The sequence below is a fragment of the Pseudomonas sp. FSL R10-0399 genome, assembly GCF_009600165.1.
In the GTDB taxonomy this organism is placed as follows: domain Bacteria; phylum Pseudomonadota; class Gammaproteobacteria; order Pseudomonadales; family Pseudomonadaceae; genus Aquipseudomonas; species Aquipseudomonas helleri.
This window is the reverse complement of record NZ_WIWK01000029.1, coordinates 1-19,581: the sequence shown is the minus strand read 5'-3', so window position 1 is coordinate 19,581 and position 19,581 is coordinate 1. Positions and strand designations below refer to the sequence as shown.

14 protein-coding genes and 1 pseudogene are annotated in these 19,581 nt (G+C 56.2%); 5 read left to right on the top strand and 10 right to left on the bottom strand.

The window, feature by feature from the left end; genetic code table 11:
* Positions 1 to 76 precede the first annotated feature (76 nt).
* Positions 77 to 2,569 (bottom strand): S8 family peptidase, encoded by a 2,493-nt coding sequence (locus tag GHO41_RS10855; protein WP_048373587.1) that lies wholly within the window; start codon positions 2,567 to 2,569, stop codon positions 77 to 79.
* A gap of 18 nt (positions 2,570 to 2,587) precedes the next feature.
* Positions 2,588 to 3,583: an AAA family ATPase gene (locus GHO41_RS10850; protein ID WP_048373589.1), complete on the bottom strand. Its 996-nt coding sequence runs from the start codon at positions 3,581 to 3,583 to the stop codon at positions 2,588 to 2,590.
* Between the two features lie 513 nt (positions 3,584 to 4,096).
* Here GHO41_RS10850 and GHO41_RS10845 point away from each other — a divergent pair.
* A complete protein-coding gene (locus tag GHO41_RS10845; RefSeq protein ID WP_048373591.1) occupies positions 4,097 to 6,481 on the top strand; it encodes a DEAD/DEAH box helicase family protein in 2,385 nt (794 codons plus the stop codon).
* A gap of 51 nt (positions 6,482 to 6,532) precedes the next feature.
* Here GHO41_RS10845 and GHO41_RS10840 read toward each other — a convergent pair whose 3' ends face one another.
* The gene (locus GHO41_RS10840; protein ID WP_153433552.1) at positions 6,533 to 7,420 is read right to left on the bottom strand and encodes a LysR family transcriptional regulator; all 888 of its coding nucleotides are present in this window, start codon (positions 7,418 to 7,420) and stop codon (positions 6,533 to 6,535) included.
* 135 nt (positions 7,421 to 7,555) lie between these two features.
* On the opposite strand from GHO41_RS10840, the gene GHO41_RS10835 reads away from it, so the two are divergent.
* Entirely contained in the window at positions 7,556 to 9,217 is a 1,662-nt protein-coding gene (locus GHO41_RS10835) for a GMC family oxidoreductase (protein WP_153433551.1), read from the top strand.
* A gap of 90 nt (positions 9,218 to 9,307) precedes the next feature.
* The gene (locus tag GHO41_RS10830; protein ID WP_048373597.1) at positions 9,308 to 10,933 is read left to right on the top strand and encodes an MFS transporter; all 1,626 of its coding nucleotides are present in this window, start codon (positions 9,308 to 9,310) and stop codon (positions 10,931 to 10,933) included.
* 180 nt (positions 10,934 to 11,113) lie between these two features.
* Here GHO41_RS10830 and GHO41_RS10825 read toward each other — a convergent pair whose 3' ends face one another.
* The 4 genes from GHO41_RS10825 to glyQ form a co-directional block, all read right to left on the bottom strand.
* A complete protein-coding gene (locus GHO41_RS10825) occupies positions 11,114 to 11,884 on the bottom strand; it encodes a 1-acyl-sn-glycerol-3-phosphate acyltransferase (RefSeq protein ID WP_048373927.1) in 771 nt (256 codons plus the stop codon).
* A 77-nt stretch (positions 11,885 to 11,961) separates the two neighbouring features.
* Positions 11,962 to 12,495, bottom strand: coding sequence for a D-glycero-beta-D-manno-heptose 1,7-bisphosphate 7-phosphatase (gene gmhB, locus GHO41_RS10820; protein ID WP_048373929.1), 534 nt, complete (start codon positions 12,493 to 12,495; stop codon positions 11,962 to 11,964).
* A gap of 7 nt (positions 12,496 to 12,502) precedes the next feature.
* The gene (gene glyS / locus GHO41_RS10815; protein ID WP_048373931.1) at positions 12,503 to 14,557 is read right to left on the bottom strand and encodes a glycine--tRNA ligase subunit beta; all 2,055 of its coding nucleotides are present in this window, start codon (positions 14,555 to 14,557) and stop codon (positions 12,503 to 12,505) included.
* Positions 14,554 to 15,507, bottom strand: a complete 954-nt coding sequence (glyQ, locus tag GHO41_RS10810; RefSeq protein WP_003437964.1) for a glycine--tRNA ligase subunit alpha — start codon at positions 15,505 to 15,507, stop codon at positions 14,554 to 14,556. The genes glyS and glyQ overlap by 4 nt, the downstream gene beginning before the upstream one ends.
* An 81-nt stretch (positions 15,508 to 15,588) precedes the next feature.
* On the opposite strand from glyQ, the gene GHO41_RS10805 reads away from it, so the two are divergent.
* Positions 15,589 to 16,146, top strand: a complete 558-nt coding sequence (locus tag GHO41_RS10805) for a DNA-3-methyladenine glycosylase I (RefSeq protein WP_153390810.1) — start codon at positions 15,589 to 15,591, stop codon at positions 16,144 to 16,146.
* Positions 16,147 to 16,293: 147 nt separating this feature from the next.
* A complete protein-coding gene (locus GHO41_RS10800; protein ID WP_048373948.1) occupies positions 16,294 to 17,181 on the top strand; it encodes a lysophospholipid acyltransferase in 888 nt (295 codons plus the stop codon).
* A 120-nt stretch (positions 17,182 to 17,301) separates the two neighbouring features.
* On the opposite strand, the gene GHO41_RS10795 is transcribed toward GHO41_RS10800, so the two are convergent.
* The 3 genes and pseudogenes from GHO41_RS10795 to GHO41_RS10785 form a co-directional block, all read right to left on the bottom strand.
* On the bottom strand, positions 17,302 to 17,616 hold the full coding sequence (locus GHO41_RS10795; RefSeq protein ID WP_048373935.1) for a hypothetical protein: 315 nt from the start codon (positions 17,614 to 17,616) through the stop codon (positions 17,302 to 17,304).
* Positions 17,617 to 17,626: 10 nt separating this feature from the next.
* A complete protein-coding gene (gene trkA, locus GHO41_RS10790; RefSeq protein WP_048373936.1) occupies positions 17,627 to 19,003 on the bottom strand; it encodes a Trk system potassium transporter TrkA in 1,377 nt (458 codons plus the stop codon).
* Positions 19,004 to 19,026: 23 nt separating this feature from the next.
* A pseudogene (locus tag GHO41_RS10785) lies at positions 19,027 to 19,581 on the bottom strand (16S rRNA (cytosine(967)-C(5))-methyltransferase); the annotation flags it as partial.

Below are 19,581 nucleotides of genomic sequence, written 5' to 3'. Positions count from 1 at the left end.
TAAAAAAGCCCGCCCTGTTGAGAAACAGGGCGGGCTTTTTGTTATTTGTATTTAAGGGTGGATGTCCAAGGCTGAGCTACACCGCAATGGTATGTTTAGCCGCAACTTTTTCAGCAACAACGCTATAGATATCAGTATCAACTCCCGGAACTTTGACCGAAATAATCAGCGCATAACGTGCAGTACTGTCATACCGTTCCAAAGCCCCTCTGGTCTTCCACCAGCCTAATGACGGGTAAACGGCAAGATAACCGCGACTGGCCAACTCAGCGGCAGTACCTGTCCAACTGTCTTGATGAAGCGATCCCCGGTGGCGTTTCTGTGTACCTAACGTCCATGCGGGGTCATAGTCGTGGCTTGATATTCCATTGTTATCTTCACGCGCTGCGGCATTTACCCTGGCTCTGAAGCGCGGAACATCTTCTGTAGGGCGTTTAACGTCAAAACGTAAACCATGGGACTCATATCGATAGCGAGACCGCCCACGGGCCGATGGATTGGGTTCAATGAAGTAAGACAACGTAACGGTCATTTCAACGTCAGTCGCGCCCAATGCTTCAAGTTCATCTTTGGGCCAAGGTAATTCGTGTAAATGCATTTCTCGTGGAGAAAGACCTTCCCCTTTCCGCTTCTGAAAGGGCTGGAGCGTGTCTTCAACGATGAGTGTGAGCGAATTGGATGCGCTCCACTTGGCCCGCTCAAAGTTGGGCACGCCGAAGCCACAGTGCCTGATCAACCGTTCGTAATCTTGTTTAGTTGGATTTCGATGTTGTGGAAGAAACATGTGCTTCATCGCATCAGTCCACTCTGCTGAGTGAACAATCAAGGCCCGAATACTTTCAGGCCATCGCTGTGGGTATGTGGCCATTAACTGAGCCGCCATCCTCGAGCAAAGTGAGGTCGCAGCGCTGGTGGCTGTCGCCAATGTCAGGCTGCGATCAATGGGATGATTATGAGTTGTCAGTAATGACAACTCCCCAGCAGTGGCTGGTCCCATGAGCTCATCATGGAGAAGATTCCCTCCCTCAAAGAGTACATCTGGTTTTAGGGGGTAATGACTAATCCAGTTCTGCGATGTTGTACTGAATGGACTCAGGCCTCCCTGAGCGGCAACCGTTCTAAGGCCCGGCGCAAGCGCTACCAAGTCTGTATACGCTCCGACCGTTAGTGAGTTCCAAGCCTGAGCAGGATCGCAAATCCCTATAACGGTATTGCTGCTTGGATAGTTAACCCATTCACTCGGGCCTCGAATATTGCCTGCCGAGACTACAAACAGACGTGGGCTGGCTCCTTGGCCATCTGCATCAGCGGCTAGTCGATCAAGTGTTGAAGACCATGATGACGGGCGGCCTCTGTCACGGCCATCAAGAGTGGTTACGGCCATACTGAAGAGTCGGGCCCGCAGAGGAGCCGTAATTTCTGGTCGACTGACAGCCTCAATGGTATTGAAGCCAAAATTGTTCGGGTCTCCGGCGTTGGTTCCGTCACTTGGTAGCAGTTTTACAGATTCAAGACGATGTTCAATCGAGAGAGGTTCTGCTGAGCTCAAGGTAGTAGTCAAATCGCCGTACAACGATAGCCCTGCCATGCTGGTTCCATGTCCATGGTGATCATCCACCCCCCAATCGGGTTCAATAGTGTGGAGGTCTGAATCTGCAAGTGCTGGAGTAAGCAGGGGGTGACCATGGTTTATGCCTGTATCAAGGATGCAAATGTGTGGAGCATTGTCGGAGGTGGAGAAGGTTGTCCTTTCCAGCAACTCTTCAGTCCATTCGTGCTGATCGTTAGGTGTTAACGAATCAAAAAAAGCTGCCGTTTCTTTTGCCCTGCGCAGTTCAGCAATGCTGTTAAGGGCAAGAACCGACTGCTGCAGAACGACCTTGCAGCTTTGAATGATCAGTACTGTTCGCTCTGGGAAGTAAAGCCTTCCACTCAGCACTCGAATACCCAGGCGTTCAGCGATATGCACAAAGCCTTCAACGACGGCTTCGCGGTTGTCTCTGACGGGCAACCATACCTCCCACCAAATTACCTCGTTTGCATCTGTTGGAAAGAGGGAGGGCTCGTCTGTCCAAATTGCTTGAAGCTGAGCCACGTGGATAGACTGAATTGTATGAATAAGGGCTTTATGGTCCAGGCTTTGCCCTTTCTTTCCCCGACGATCAGTCAAGTATTCAATGATGATATTTTCAAAAAAATCGAGCTTTCCGTCTGGAACGAAAACTGTCGCAAAGCCTTTATCGTCTTGCTCTTTGTAATTGAGCAGCTCAATTCCTTTTCGGCTATTGGCCAAACTCTCAAAAGCCAATTTGACATCAGTAAAGCTTTCAAATTGAATTCGAAGCCCTATGCCGTCCTTGATACCTAGCGCTATTTGAGCTTCTTTTGCCTCTAAAGCAACAGGTTGAATTTGCTTAAGCTGTTCTCGAAGGGAGCTGCCATGTTGGATTCGTTCGCGAGTAGGCAGAGGCGAGCGCTTGATTTTAATGTTATGTGACTTGTAGGGTTCAGATGTTGAGGTATTTTTAGGAAACAAGTGCGGAAGGTTTTCTTTGCGTTGATCCATCATCGCGTACCGCTCTTTGAATTAAGTATCCATTAGTAGTTTTTTATTGATGAGCCTGCGCTCTTCCAGCATCCGGAAAATATCAGAATCAGTTATCGATGCCCGGTCATGAATAATGGCATCTTTGATGGTGTCATCCGCTGCGCGCGCAACATCGGCATAACTCAAACCCATGGCTTTCTCTGCCAGCTTCGACCACGATAACCGTTTGGGTTTGAAGATGGCCAAGCGGTTTTTCAGCACCGCAACAATTTGCTCTGCTTCGGGTAGCCCGTATTGGACCATGTCATCAAACCGGCGGAACAAGGCGTAATCCAGAATCTCAGGGTGATTAGTAGCCGCAATCACCAGGCTGTGAGATTGATCCTGTTCAAGCATTTGCAAAAAGCTGTTAAGCACACGACGTATTTCGCCGACGTCGTTGGCCAAGCCACGTTGTGAGCCAATGGCATCGAATTCGTCGAAAAAATATACGCCACGAACGTCTGCGATTGCATCGAAGACTTGACGCAGTTTAGCGGCGGTCTCGCCCATGTACTTAGTGATCAGGGCGTCAAGGCGAACGACAAATAGCGGGATGCCTAACTCGCCTGCCAACGCTGAGGCTGTTAGGGTTTTGCCCGTACCGGGTGGCCCAACAAGCAGCAATTTACGCCTTGGCGACAAGCCATGGGCACGGATTTTGGTATGGTTTTGTTGTTCTTTGATTATCCGATGCAGGCGCATGGCTACCTGCTCGTCCAGAATCATGTCAGATAGTCGAGCTTGCGGGTAATACGCTTGCAGCAACTCGGACAACTCTCCCCTTGGTTGGCTGATGGGGGTAGTCTTGCTAGCCATTTTGGAGGACGGCCGGCTCTTAGCTGCGTCAATGAGCGCTTTGAGTTCCACGGCAAGTTTTCCATGGCCCAGCTTTGCCTCATGGGCTGCAACCTGCATTGCGACAGAGAAAAAGTGGCTGTCGTCACCGGTGATATGTGATTTCAGAAGGGCTTTGAGCTGATCTGCACTTGCCATAGGGTGTGACCTCATTCTAGCCCGGCATTATAGGCTTCATTGGGGGAGGCTTACAGAAAACGGTTTTCCTTTTAGCTAGCCGGTAGGCTAGAGATTTCAGGTTTTTTGCTGGGTGGTAACCGTTTAGGGTGTTTACATGAATATATTAAAAGTTTGTATGGTGTTTATGTAGTAGATGAACCTTGATAAATACGAATAACCTAACGTTAGCAGCTTTTTATGTTTTATCACTCAATATATATCAGGGTAATTCCGATGTAGATGTAAGCTTGTTATTTAAAATGTGTAGGCAATATCTTGGTGTGTTTGTATGAATTATACAGTCCGTGTTGAAAAGTTTATGCTGAAAAATATTAAAGGTGTCTTGTCTCTGAGCGGTGACAAGTGCCATTCTAGTAAGAGGAATTTTTTAAGGCTGTTTTAAATGACCAGATTTAGAGTTAACGTATTCCCATGAATATAATTGATTGATGCCTAGATATTTTCATATACGTGTGTTTGCAAAGAGGTCTCATGACGGGTTCTGATTACCTCGCGCAGCTGCAAGCTGAAAATGCTCGATTGGTCGCTCTATTAGAGGCACACCATATTGAATGGCGACAGACTGAAGTCTTGTCCCCGATTCTTTTATCCGTCACTGAAATACCTGCTCAGTACCTGCGAACTCAAGACAAGCTAGAACTATTTAAGCGTTTGTTTCGAGGTCGCACTGATGTCTTCCCTCTGCGTTGGGAAAGTAAAACCGGGAAGACCGGATTTTCGCCAGCCTGTGCTAATGAATGGCGTCCAGGTGTTTGTCAGAAACCGAAAATCAAGTGTGCTGAGTGCAACCATCGCCAATTAGTTCCTGTGGATGACCACGTACTTTATCGGCATCTGGCAGGCGAGATAGTCGCAGGCGTATACCCATTGCTCGCAGATGACACATGTTTTTTCTTGGCTGTGGATTTTGACGAAGCTGACTGGCGTGAAGACTTACTGAGCTTCGTTCAATCGTGTCGAGAACTGGGCGTGCCGGTGGCTTTGGAGATATCTCGCTCCGGTAATGGTGCTCATGCCTGGATATTTTTTGCGCGGGCTGTCACCGCTCAAGATGCCCGGCGACTGGGGACGGCGATCATTAGTCATACCTGTGTTCGAACGCGACAGCTAAAGCTGAGTTCGTATGACCGGCTTTTCCCTAATCAAGACAGGATGCCAAAGGGTGGTTTTGGCAACCTGATTGCACTGCCGCTGCAGAAGAATGCACGTCAACACGGCTGCACCGTCTTTGTGGATGATGAGTTGAGAGCGTATCCCGATCAATGGGCGTTTCTGGCCAGTATCCAGCCAATGGACATAGAAGATATCGAGCCAGCCATCGTATGCGCGACGGGGCATACCCACCCTCTGGATGTCACATTTGTTGCGCTGGAAGACGAGCAACAGCCTTGGAAGAATCTCGGCCAACAAAGATTGTCTTGCTCAATGCCGATATCCTTGACAGTCACGCTGGCAAACCAGGTTTACTTTGACAAGTCTGAACTTCCGCAAGCATTGGCCAATCGTTTGATTCGATTGGCTGCGTTTCAAAATCCAGAGTTCTACAAGGCGCAGGCGATGCGCATGTCCGTTTGGAACAAACCTCGGATCATTGGTTGTGCAGATAACTACCCCAAGCACATCGCACTACCTCGGGGCTGCTTGGACGCCGCAATCGAGCTCCTGAAGAATAACGGGGTTACGGTCGTAATCCAGGATGAGCGTTTTGCTGGGGAAACCGTCAATTTTAGTTTCGCTGGCTCATTGCGTGAGGATCAGGAGGCAGCAGTAACGGCAATACTGGAGCACGATACGGGCATCCTGTGTGCCCCAACAGCATTCGGCAAAACCGTAGCCGCAGCCGCATTGATTGCACGCCGTGGGGTGAATACGCTCGTGCTTGTGCATCGAACTGATCTGCTACGCCAATGGCAGGAGCGATTGCAGATGTTCCTTGGTCTGGGTAAAGGGGTCGTAGGCAGCATCGGCGGCGGTAAAGTGAAACCGACGGGTGTTATTGATATCGCCGTGATGCAGTCGCTATCCAGGCTGGGGCAAGTTAGCGATCAGGTGAAATCCTATGGGCAGGTCATCGTTGATGAATGCCATCACCTGTCGGCATTTTCGTTTGAGACGATCTTGAAACATGTTCGGGCAAAATATGTGCTTGGACTAACAGCCACACCAGAACGTCGTGATGGTCAGCATCCCATCATATTTATGCAGTGCGGGCCGATTCGACATACCGCGAGCAGGGCAACGAGTGCGCCTGATGATTTGATGGTTGAAACCCGACTGTTGCCCGCTCAAATCAATCTGCCTGAGGGGGCTGGTATTCAAGATGTATTCCGGCACCTGGCTGAGAATATTGAGCGTACAGAGCTGATTGCGCTTGAAGTCGATAAAGCGTTCAACCAAGGCCGTAAGGTGTTGGTGCTGACAGAACGAACCGATCACCTGAGCGCCATAGAGGCAGCGTTGGCGGGTCGTATACAGAACCTGTTTACCTTACATGGGCGTATCTCGAAAAAGCAGCGTATCGCGCTGACAGATGAATTAGCCGCCCTGCCACCGGATGTCCCTCGCGTGCTATTGGCCACTGGCAAACTCATAGGTGAAGGATTTGACCATCCACCCTTGGATACCTTGGTGCTAGCAATGCCTATTTCTTGGAAAGGCACATTACAGCAATACGCCGGGCGTTTGCATCGGGAGCATGCGAGCAAATCAGACGTGCGCATCATCGAATTTATCGATGCAGGGCATCCTGCGCTGTTGCGGATGTGGGATAAGCGCCAACGTGGGTATCGGGCGATGGGGTATCGGGTCGCAGATACCTCAAGTTCGATGGAGTTATTTCGAACCTCTCGGGGGTGATCTGGTACTGGGTCATCACTCTGGCTTGTGCGCAGTTGCCTAATTGCGAGGTTAATCCGCCAACAAAACCCCCTGCTCTTCCCTGCACAGCTCCAGCAAAAAATCCCACACCACCCGCAGCCTCACTGATTTGTGCAATTCGCGCCGGGTGCTGATCCAGTAGCTGCGTTGCACTGACTCTTCGGGCAGTACACGCACCAATTCAGGGTCTTGGCTGGCCATGTAGTTGGGCAGTACGGCGATGCCCAGCCCGGCGCGGGCGGCTTGTTGTTGGGCGATGACGCTGGTGCTGCGGAAGGTCACGGTCGGGTTGCGGCAGAAGTGGTTGATAAACAGCAGTTCTTCGCTGAACAGCAGGTCGTCGACGTAGCCGATCCAGAAGTGGTTGGCCAGGTCGTCGCGGTGGTTCAGGGCTGGCGCTTTGTCGAGGTAGTCGCGGCTGGCGTACAGCGCCAGGCGGTAGTCGGTGAGTTTGCGGGTGATCAACAGGTCGGCGTGGGGCCGGTCGAGGTGCACGCTGATTTCCGCTTCGCGGTTGAGGATGCTGACAAAGCGCGGCACCGCGACCAGTTCAACTTCCAGCCCGGGGTAGCGTTCGAACAGCCCGCGCAAGCGTGAGGTGAGGAACATGATGCCGATGCCTTCGGTCACGCCCAGGCGGATTTTGCCCAATGGGATGATGGCCTGGGTAATTTCTTCCTGGGCCAGCAGGGCGACGTTTTCCATCGCCTCGGCATGTTTGAGCAGCGCCTGCCCGGCCGGGGTCAGTTGGTAGCCTTGGGCATGCTGCACAAACAGCGCCGTGCCCAGGTGCTGCTCAATGTGCTCAATGTGCCGCGCCACGGTGCTGTGGGTGGTGTTGAGGCGCTTGGCAGCCGTGAGCAGGCGCCCGCTGCGCTGTAGCTCCAGAAAATACCGCATGTCATTCCAGTCGAACATCGTCGTCCCTCGTGCCCGGTCATTTGAGCTGTGCAAAAACGCACAAGCCATGGGTGAAATCACGCGTTTTCAACTCGAAATTAATCAATAGGATGGAGAACGACAAGAACAAAAAATAATCAGGCGAGGTGCGACATGCCATCAGCCAATCAGATCTACGACTACATTGTGGTGGGCGCCGGGCCTGCGGGGTCAGTGTTGGCGAATCGGCTGTCTGCCGATCCCAAGCACAACGTGTTGCTGCTCGAAGCGGGTGGGCAAGACAACTACCCGTGGATCCATATCCCTGTGGGTTACCTTTATTGCATTGGTAACCCGCGCACCGACTGGTGTTTTAAAACCGAAGCCCAGCCCGGGCTGCAAGGCCGCAGCCTGAGTTACCCGCGCGGTAAGGTGTTGGGCGGCAGTTCTTCGATCAACGGCATGATCTACATGCGTGGTCAGGCCGGTGATTACGACCGCTGGGCAGCCATGGGCAATAAGGGCTGGACCTGGCAAGACGTGCTGCCGCTGTTCAAACGCAGTGAAAAACACTATGCCGGGAACTCCGCGCTGCACGGCGCCGAGGGCGAGTGGCGGGTTGAGCAGCAGCGTTATTCCTGGACGATTCTGGATGCCTTCCGCGATGCGGCTGCGCAAAACGGCATCGCCAGCGTCAATGACTTCAACGGCGGCGACAATCAGGGCTGTGGATACTTTCAAGTGAACCAGCGCGCCGGTGTGCGCTGGAATGCCTCCAAAGCGTTTATCCGCCCCGTGCTCAAGCGTCCCAACCTGACGGTGCTGACCGGAGTGCAGGTCGATAAAGTGCTGCTGGAGAACCACCGCGCCACGCAGGTGAAGGCCCGCTGGCAAGGCGCGGATCACACTTTTAGCGCACGCCGCGAAATCATCTTGAGCGCGGGCTCGATTGGCTCGCCGGGGATTTTGCAGCGCTCGGGCATCGGCCCGCGTCCATTGCTGGAGAGCCTGGGGATAACCGTGCAGCACGAGCTGCCGGGTGTCGGCGGCAACCTGCAAGACCACCTGCAACTGCGCCTGATTTTCAAACTGAGCAACGCCCGCACCCTCAACCAAGTGGCCAACAGCCTGTGGGGCAAAGTCGGCATGGGCCTGCGTTATGCCTACGACCGCAGTGGTCCGTTGGCCATGGCACCGAGTCAGTTGGGCGCCTTCGTTAAGTCCGATCCGGATCAACCCTCAGCTAACTTGCAGTACCACGTCCAGCCGCTGTCGCTGGAGCGCTTTGGTGAGCCGCTGCACACCTTCCCGGCGTTTACCGCGTCGGTGTGCAACCTGCGGCCTAAAAGCCGTGGCCGGGTCGATATCCGCTCGGCCAACCCGGACGACGCACCCTTGATCGATCCCAATTACCTGAGCCATCCCGACGACCTGAAAGTCGCCGCCGATGCGATCCGTCTCACCCGGCGCATCGTCGCCAGCTCCGCCCTGCACACGTTTAGCCCCGAGGAATACCTGCCCGGCGCCGCCCTGCAAACCGAACAGGAACTGCACGAAGCAGCCGCCAAAATCGGCACGACGATCTTTCACCCGGTCGGCACCTGCCGCATGGGGCAAGACGCCGAAGCCGTGGTCGATGCCGAACTGCGGGTGCATGGCATCGCCGGCTTGCGGGTCGCAGACGCGTCCATCATGCCGACGATTGTCTCGGGTAATACCTGTTCGCCTACGCTGATGATTGGCGAAAAGGCCGCGCAATTGATTCTCGCAACCCCCTCTAACGCACTGGAGATAGACGCAGGTATCAGCCGTACTGCAGCAGTACCGGTCGCCTGACAGCGATCGTGGTTTCGGTCGCAGTCATCCGAAACCGACAGTGGACAACAACAATAATCACTGTGGCCCACAGGGCCGAGGACATTGAATATGTCGGACTCAATTGCACAATCGGCAGCAGCCCCCGCCAAGGGGACGACTGGCCGTGAAGAACGAAAGATCATCTTCGCGTCATCCCTCGGGACGGTGTTCGAGTGGTATGACTTTTTCTTGTATGGCGCGCTGGCGACCGTCCTGAGCAAGCAGTTCTTTTCAGGTGTTAACGACACCACCGCGTTTATCTTTGCCTTGATGGCCTTCGCCGCCGGCTTCTTGGTGAGACCGTTCGGGGCCTTAGTGTTTGGCCGCTTGGGCGACATGATCGGGCGAAAATACACCTTCCTCATGACCATCGTTCTGATGGGCCTGTCGACCTTTGCGGTCGGCCTGCTACCCACCTACACCAGCATCGGCATTGCTGCGCCGATCATGCTGGTGCTGTTGCGCATGCTTCAGGGCCTGGCGCTGGGTGGCGAATATGGCGGTGCGGCGACCTATGTGGCCGAACACGCCGCTCCCGGCAAGCGTGGTTTTAACACCAGCTGGATTCAGTCCACCGCCACCTTGGGCCTGTTGCTGTCGCTGCTGGTGGTGTTGAGCTGCCGCTACCTCACCGGCGATCAGTTTGAAGTGTGGGGCTGGCGCTTGCCGTTCCTGCTGTCCATCGTGCTGCTGGGCATCTCGACCTGGATCCGCATGAGCATGCATGAGTCGCCTGCCTTCGCAAAAATGAAGGCCGAAGGTAAAACCAGCAAATCGCCGATCCGTGAATCATTCGGCAAATGGGAAAACCTGAAAATCGTCCTCATCGCCCTGTTCGGTATCAACGCAGGCCAGGCGGTGACCTTCTACGCGGCGCAGTTCTACGTGCTGTTCTTCCTCACGCAAATGCTCAAAATGGACCCGGCCCAGGCCAACATGCTGCTGATTATCAGCGTGGTCATCGGCGCGCCGTTCTTCATCTTCTTTGGTTGGCTGTCGGATAAAGTCGGGCGCAAGCCGATTTTGATGCTCGGCCTGTTGCTGGCCACGCTGCTGTACTTCCCGCTGTTCAAAGCCCTGAGCCATTACGCGAACCCGCAGATCGACACCGCCAGTCGCCAGTCACCGATTGTGGTCACGGCTGACCCTGCCACCTGCACCTTCCAGTTCGATCCTGTGGGTAAAGCGCGTTTTGACAGCCCGTGCGACAAGGTCAAAACCTTCCTGGTCAAACAAGGCCTGCCTTACGTCTCGCAGTCTGCCCCGACCGGTGCCGACGTACTGGTAACCGTGGGTGAGCAAAAGATCATCGGCTTTAACGAAGCTGCCCTGCGCGAAAGCGTGGCAGCTGCGGGCTACCCGGCCAAGGCCGACCCAAGCACTGTTAACCAGCCAATGGTGGTGTTGATCATGGTGGTGCTGACGCTCATCGCCACCATGACCTACGGCCCGCTCGCGGCGGTGATGGTTGAGCTGTTCCCGACGCGGATCCGCTACACCTCGATGTCCCTGCCCTACCACATCGGTAACGGCTGGTTTGGCGGGTTCCTGCCGACCGTGTCGTTTGCGCTGGTGGTGTACACCGGGGATATCTTCTACGGGCTGTGGTACCCGATCGTCATCACCGGCGTCAGCTTCGTGGTGGGGATGCTGTTCCTCAAAGAAACCCGGCACGTGAATATCGATAAGGTTTAAAGCCGGGCGGATCAAACGCACAAAAAAACCGACCAACAGGTCGGTTTTTTTAGGCGTTAGAAAAACTTATGCACGTTTTCTGTTCAAAAGTCATACCGAGAAATAAGCATGTAAATCATCGAGTTACGACTGTATTTCAAAAGAAATCCAAAACTTGTGCACACGTTATCCACAATTCGCTCAGTTCACCGCTGTTTCGGTTTGCACCGCCACCGGTGGCAAGGAGCCCATGGCCCGCTGAGCGTCTTCATTCCATGTTTGTACCCGCTCATTGAGCTCGGCAATCGCCCGCGGGCCGCTGCCGTTGGCGTACATCGGCTCACCAATGACCACTTCAATGGTGCCGGGGCGCTTGGCCCAACCAGTCTTAGGCCAGAACTTGCCCGCGTTGTGGGCAATCGGCAGAACCGGCAACTCGGCGTTCACCGCCAGCGCTGTACCGCCGCGGGAGAACTTGCCGACCTGACCGTAAGGCACACGCGTGCCCTCAGGAAAAATCAGCACCCAGATGTTGTCCTTGAGCAGCTCATCACCTTTTTTGGCGATGTCTTTGAGCGCCGCTTTCGGGTTGTCCCGGTCAATCGCAATCGGGCGCAGCATCGCCATCGCCCAGCCAAAAAACGGCACGTACAACAGTTCACGCTTGAGCACCTGGCTCAACGGCTGAAAGTAGGCCGAGAGAAAAAACGTCTCCCAGGTACTTTGGTGGTTGGCCAGAATCACGCACGGGCGCTCAGGGATGTGCTCTGCACCGGTGACCTTGACGTTGATGCCCAGAAACACCCGCGTCAGCCACAACGCGCAGCGGCACCAGTACACGTTGATAAAGCGATAACGCGCAGGAAACGACAAAAAGGGCGCGACAAAAAAACTCAGTGAGCACCACAGCAGAGAACTGGTGCCCAGCAGCAGGTAAAAGAAGAAAGTTCTGATGGCCTGCAGTATCGACATAGCGGCTTTTACCGTTGCGGATAAGGCATGACTGAACAGGCCTGTGCACAGAATGCCGGCGCGTGTTCAAACCTGCCCTATTTGTGGATAAGTTCGGCGGCAACTGCCACCAGATCGTCAAATATTAGAGTACTGTCCGGTAATTCTTTGGCCAAAGTTTGTAGGCCTTTTCCGGTTTTTACCAAAACGGGCGTTGAACCGACGGCCTCAGCAGCCTGTAAGTCACTCAAGCTGTCACCCACAAACCAGCATTCGGTCAGATCTGCACCGTAATGCTCAGCAATTGTGTGCAACATGCCCGGCTTTGGCTTGCGGCATGTGCAGCCTTCATCGGGCCCGTGAGGGCAATACACCACCAGCCCAAGCTCGCCACCCTGTTCGGCCACCAACGCGCGCAGGCGTGCGTGCATGGCGTCCAGCGTGGCGAGGTCGTAATAGCCGCGGGCAATGCCGGACTGGTTGGTTGCCACGGCAACCGTCCAGCCCGCTTTGCTCAACTGCGCAATCGCCTCAATCGCGCCGGGGAGCGGGATCCACTCCTCGACAGACTTGATGTAAGCGTCGGAGTCCTGGTTGATGACACCGTCCCGATCGAGAATCAGCAGCTTCATCAGTTCCTCAGCTCAGCAACGAAATATCAGCGACGCCCAGGAACAGGCTGCGCAGACGGGCCAGCAAGGCGTAGCGGTTAGCCCGCACGCTGGCGTCATCGGCGTTGATCATCACCGCTTCAAAGAACGCGTCCACCGGCTCGCGCAGCGAGGCCAGACGGGTCAGCGCTTCGTTGTACTGACGGGCAGCGGCCATCGGTTGTACCGCTTCGTCCGCCTTTTGAATGGCCGAGTACAGCGAGAACTCGCTGGCGTTGTCGAAGAACTTGGCTTCGACATTCGTCGAAATCTTGCCTTCCACTTTGCTCAACAGGTTCGATACACGCTTGTTCACAGCGGCCAGAGCTTCGGCTTCCGGCAACTGACGGAACGCCTGAACGGCTTGCACACGCTGATCGAAGTCCAGCGCCGAACGCGGCTGCAACGCACGCACCGACAGGTACGTCGCCACGTCCACGCCTTCGTCTTCATAACGCGCACGCAGGCGGTCGAAGATGAACTCCAGCACCTGGTCAGCCAGACCGGCCGACTTGACCTTGGCACCGAACGCGCTAACCGCGAAATTCACCGCTTCGGTCAGGTCGAGGTCGAGCTTTTTGTCGATCAGAATCCGCAAGATGCCCAGCGCTGCGCGACGCAGTGCGTACGGGTCTTTGCTACCGGTCGGGAGCATGCCGATGCCGAAAATACCCACCAGGGTATCGAGCTTGTCAGCGATGGCCACCGCTGCACCGGTCAGGGTTTCTGGCAGTTCAGCGCCCGCACCGCGCGGCATGTACTGCTCGTTCAGCGCCAGGGCGACATCTTCTGGCTCGCCATCATTGAGGGCGTAGTAGTAACCGGCAATGCCTTGCATTTCCGGGAACTCGCCGACCATTTCGGTGGCCAGGTCGCACTTGGACAGCAAGCCTGCACGGGCTGCGCGCTGAGCGTCGCCGCCAATGCGCGGGGCGATGAACGCGGCGAGCTTAGATACGCGCTCGGCCTTGTCGTAAACGCTGCCCAGTTGCGCCTGGAACACCACGTTTTGCAGGCGCTGGTTGAAGCTTTCCAGCGGCTGCTTTTTGTCTTGCTTGAAGAAGAACTCAGCATCGGTCAGACGTGGGCGGACCACTTTCTCGTTACCCGAGATGATCTGCTTCGGATCTTTGCTCTCGACGTTGGCCACGGTGATGAAACGCGGCAGCAGCTTGCCATCGACGTCCAGCAGGCAGAAATACTTCTGGTTGTCCTGCATGGTGGTGATGAGGGCTTCTTGCGGCACGTCGAGGAAGCGCTCTTCGAACGAACACACCAGCGGCACCGGCCATTCCACCAGCGCGGTCACTTCATCAAGCAGGCTTGGCGGTACGATCGCAGTGCCTTCCTGCATCGTGGCCAGTTCGGCCACACGCTTGGAGATCAGCTCGCGACGCTCATTGAAGTCTGCCAGCACGTAGGCCTTGCGCAGGTCTTCGAGGTAGTTGGCAGGCGAGGTGATGCGCACGTTTTCCGGGTGGTGGAAACGGTGACCACGGGAATCACGGCCAGCCTTTTGCGCGAGGATGGTGCAGTCGATGACCTCATCGCCCAGCAGCATCACCAACCATTGGGTTGGACGCACGAATTCTTCTTTGCGTGCACCCCAGCGCATGCGCTTGGGGATCGGCAAATCGTTCAGCGAGTCTTCAACGATGGTCGGCAGCAGGCTGGCGGTCGGCTTGCCGATGATCACCTGGCTGAAACGCAGTTTTGGACCGCTCTGATCGATTTCGCTCAGCTCAACGCCGCATTTTTTGGCAAAACCCAGGGCTGCCTGGGTCGGGTTGCCTTCAGCGTCGAACGCGGCCTGGCGAGGCGGGCCGTCGATGTTGATGCTGCGATCAGGCTGTTGCGTGTCGAGCTGGGTCAGCAGCACGGCCAGACGGCGCGGCGCGGCATAGACTTTTTTCGCCTTGAAGTTCAGACCGGCGCTTTGCAGGCCTTTTTCGATACCGGCCAGAAACGCGTCGGCCAAGGTACTGAGGGCTTTTGGCGGCAGTTCTTCAGTGCCCAGTTCAACCAGAAAATCTTGAGCACTCATTGTGCAGCCTCCAACTTAGCCAACACTTCATCACGCAAATCGGGTGGAGCCATCGGGAAGCCCAGCTTGGCGCGCGCTTCGAGATACGCCTGAGCCACCGAACGCGCCAAGGTACGCACCCGCAGAATGTACTGCTGACGTGCGGTCACCGAAATGGCCCGGCGCGCGTCCAGCAGGTTGAAGGTGTGGGATGCCTTGAGCACCATTTCGTAGCTTGGCAGCGGCAGCGGCTGGTCGAGTTCGATCAGGCGCTTGGCTTCGCTTTCATAGAAATCGAACAGTTCAAACAGCTTGTCGACGTTGGCGTGTTCGAAGTTGTAAGTCGACTGCTCGACTTCGTTCTGATGGAACACGTCGCCGTAGGTCACTTTGCCGAACGGGCCGTCAGTCCAGACCAGGTCGTAGACAGAATCCACGCCTTGCAGGTACATCGCCAGACGCTCAAGGCCGTAGGTGATTTCGCCGGTCACCGGGTAGCACTCAATGCCGCCTACTTGCTGGAAGTAAGTGAATTGGGTGACTTCCATACCGTTGAGCCAGATTTCCCAGCCCAGACCCCAGGCGCCCAGGGTCGGCGATTCCCAGTTGTCTTCGACAAAACGGATATCGTGAACCAGCGGGTCCAGGCCGATGTGCTTCAGCGAGCCCAGGTACAGCTCCTGGAAGTTAGGCGGGTTTGGCTTCAATACCACCTGGAACTGGTAGTAGTGCTGCAGACGGTTAGGGTTTTCGCCGTAGCGGCCGTCAGTCGGGCGACGACTGGGCTGCACATAAGCGGCGTTCCAGGTTTCTGGGCCCAGAGAGCGCAAAAACGTGGCGGTATGGAAAGTGCCGGCGCCCACTTCCATATCGTAGGGCTGAAGCACCACACAACCTTGCTCGGCCCAGTATTGCTGGAGGGCGAGGATCAAGTCTTGGAAGGTACGCACTGCTGGCGTAGGCTGGCTCACAAATTCACCTGTTTCTTGGGCTGCGATTTAAAGAGCGGGAGTATACCCGATTCGGTCGCGCCTCCACCTCTTGGAGCCTCTATGCCACGTTGTTTCTGGTGCCCTGACGACCCGCTATATGCGGCCTATCACGATCAAGAGTGGGGCGTGCCGTTGCGCGATGCGCATGCGCTCTTCGAGTTGTTATTGCTCGAAGGGTTCCAGGCGGGTTTATCGTGGATCACGGTTTTGCGCAAACGCGAGCATTATCGCAAGGTCATGTTTGGCTTTGATGTGCAGCGCCTGGCGGTCATGACAGACGCCGAGATAGAGGCCTTGCTGCTCGATCCGGGCATTGTGCGCAACCGCTTGAAAGTCACCGGCGCCCGGCGCAACGCCCAGGCCTGGCTGGCGCTCAAAGACCCGGTTGAGTTTTTGTGGTCGTTCGTTGGCGGCAAGCCCAAGATCAACCACTTCACCGAACGGCATGAGTTCCCGGCCGTTACTCCTGAGGCCGAAGCCATGAGCAAAGGTTTGAAAAAAGCCGGTTTTACCTTCGTCGGCCCGACCATTTGTTACGCCTTCATGCAGGCCAGCGGCATGGTCATGGACCACGCCACCACCTGCGACCGCTACGCTGAGCTGTCCAACGCCGGTTAGAATGCCTTTTTATACACCGGCCCTGTGGGAGCGGGCTTGCTCGCGATGGCCTCTACGCGGTGATCCAGATGCACCTCGTTGCCTGAATCGCGAGCAAGCCCGCTCCCACAAGGGTTGTCGATGCACTATGAAGACGGGAAAGACCCTGTGGAAAAGTTTAAAGGCGCCTTGCTGGTCGGGGCTTTACGGTTGTTTGCCATGCTCCCTTGGGGCGCGGTGCAACACGTGGGCTCGGCCATCGGCTGGCTGATGTGGAAACTGCCCAATCGCTCGCGCGACGTGGTGCGGATCAACTTGGCCAAGTGCTTCCCCCAAATGGACCCGGTTGCCCGTGAACAATTGGTCGGCCAAAGCCTCAAAGACATCGGCAAAAGCCTGACCGAGAGCGCCTGCGCGTGGATCTGGCCCGCCCAGCGCTCCATTGACCTGGTGCGCGAAGTCGAAGGCCTGGACGTGCTCAAAGACGCCCTCGCTTCCGGCAAAGGCGTGGTCGGCATCACCAGCCACCTGGGTAACTGGGAAGTGCTTAACCACTTCTATTGCAGCCAGTGCAAACCGATCATTTTTTATCGCCCGCCCAAGCTCAAGGCCGTAGACGAACTGCTGCGCAAACAGCGCGTACAGTTGGGCAACCGCGTGGCCGCGTCGACCAAAGAAGGCATTTTGAGTGTCATCAAAGAGGTGCGCAAAGGCGGCCAGGTCGGCATCCCGGCAGACCCGGAGCCGGCAGAATCAGCGGGTATTTTTGTACCGTTCCTCGGCACCACGGCCCTGACCAGCAAATTTGTGCCCAACATGCTGGCGGGTGGCAAAGCGGTGGGTGTGTTCCTGCACGCGGTGCGTTTGCCGGACGGTTCGGGGTTCAAAGTGATATTGGAAGCGGCGCCCGAAGCCATGTACAGCACCGACACCGAAACCGCCTGCGCGGCCATGAGCCAAGTGGTGGAGAAATACGTGCGGGCTTACCCGAGCCAATACATGTGGAGCATGAAACGCTTCAAAAAACGCCCGCCGGGCGAGGCGCGCTGGTACTGAGCTAGCTGAATGCACAACCTGTGGGAGCGGGCTTGCTCGCGATACAAACGACGCGGTTTAACCTTGAAACTGCGTAGATGCCATCGCGAGCAAGCCCGCTCCCACAGGAAATCTGAGGCGTTAAGCCTGCTGCTTCTCCAGCTTCTTCAAAAACACGGTCATTTCTTTCTCGGCCTGTTTGTCGCCATGGCCTTGTGCCGCGATGATCCCCTGCTCCCACGCTTCACGCGCCGCTGCACGGTCGCCTGCCGCCAATCGGGCCTTGCCCAGCAGCTTCCAGGCCGCTGAGTACTTGGGGTCAAATTCAACACAGCGCTGCAAATGTTCCGCCGCCTTGAGGTTATCCCCAAGGTCGAGATAACCCTTGCCCAGCCCGAAGCGCAGCAGCGAGTTATCCACACCCTTGGCCAACATCTTTTCCAATGACTCCAGCATCCCTGACTCCTTAGAAAAAACTCAAACCCACGTGGAACAGCTTCTCTACGTCGCGAATATGCTTTTTATCCACAAGGAACAAAATCACATGGTCACCGGCATTGATCACTGTGGCGTCGTGGGCAATCAGCACTTCGTCGTCGCGAATGATCGCGCCAATGGTGGTGCCCGGCGGCAGGTTGATTTCACCAATGCGCTTGCCAATCACCTTGCTCGACTTCGAATCACCGTGGGCAATGGCTTCGATGGCCTCCGCCGCACCCCGGCGCAGCGAGTGCACACTGACAATGTCGCCACGGCGCACGTGGGCCAGCAAGGTGCCAATGGTGGCCAACTGCGGACTGATGGCGATGTCGATTTCGCCGCCCTGGATCAAGTCCACATACGCCGGATTGTTGATGATGCTCATGACCTTTTTTGCGCCCAGACGTTTGGCCAGCAACGAGGACATGATGTTGGCCTCATCGTCGTTGGTCAGCGCCAGAAACAGGTCGGCATCGGCGATGTTCTCTTCGAGCATCAGGTCGCGGTCTGACGCGCTGCCTTGCAGCACCACGGTGCTGTCCAGGGTGTCAGACAAATAGCGGCAGCGGGCCGGGCTCATCTCGATGATCTTGACCTGATAACGGCTTTCGATGGCCTCGGCCAGGCGCTCGCCAATCTGCCCGCCCCCGGCGATCACAATGCGTTTATAGCTTTCGTCGAGACGGCGCATTTCGCTCATCACGGCGCGAATGTTGGCCTTGGCGGCGATGAAAAACACCTCATCGTCGGCCTCAATCACCGTGTCGCCACGGGGCGTAATCGGCCGGTCACGTCGGAAAATCGCCGCAACCCGGGTGTCCACATTCGGCATGTGCTCACGCAACTGGCGCAATTGCTGGCCAATCAACGGGCCGCCGTAGTACGCCTTGACCGCCACCAACTGCGCCTTGCCACCGGCAAAGTCGATCACCTGCAAGGCGCCGGGGTGTTCAACCAGACGCTTGATGTAGTTGGTCACAACCTGCTCGGGGCTGATCAAGACGTCGACCGGAATTGCGTCGTTATCAAACAGCTCTTCGCCGCGGGTCAGGTAGGCCGATTCGCGTACCCGGGCGATTTTGGTCGGGGTGTGAAACAGCGTGTAGGCCACTTGGCACGCGACCATGTTGGTCTCGTCGCTGTTGGTCACCGCCACCAGCATGTCTGCATCGTCAGCGCCCGCCTGGCGCAGCACATTGGGCAGCGAAGCACGGCCCTGCACGGTACGGATATCCAGACGATCACCCAAATCGCGGAGGCGATCGCCATCGGTGTCGACCACGGTGATGTCATTGGCTTCACTGGCCAAATGCTCGGCCAGCGTACCGCCGACCTGCCCTGCGCCGAGGATGATGATTTTCATGCCGTGATTCCCTGTTCCCGTCGTTAGCCGCGTGCGGCAGCGATCTTGATCAGTTTGGCGTAATAGAAACCGTCATGCCCACCCTCTTGCGCCAGCAATTGGCGCCCGTGAGGTTGCTTGATGCCGAACTGCCCGGCGATGTCCAGCTCGCGCGCACCGGGCGTGCGGGCCAAAAAGGCTTCAATCACTTCGGTGTTTTCGGTCGGTAAGGTCGAACAGGTGGCGTACAGCAGGATGCCGCCGACTTCGAGGGTCTGCCACATGGCGTCCAGCAACTCGCCTTGCAGGCTGGCGAGGGCGGAGATGTCGTCCGGCTGGCGGGTCAGCTTGATGTCCGGATGGCGGCGGATCACGCCCGTTGCCGAACATGGGGCATCGAGCAGGATGCGCTGGAACGGCTTGCCGTCCCACCAGGTCGCGGTGTCGCGGCCATCGGCAGCAATCAGCTCGGCGCTCAGGCCCAGGCGTTCTAGGTTCTCACGCACGCGCACCAGGCGCTTGGCCTCAAGGTCGACCGCCACCACGCCCGCAAGCTGGGGCTCGGCTTCCAAAATGTGGCACGTCTTGCCGCCCGGCTG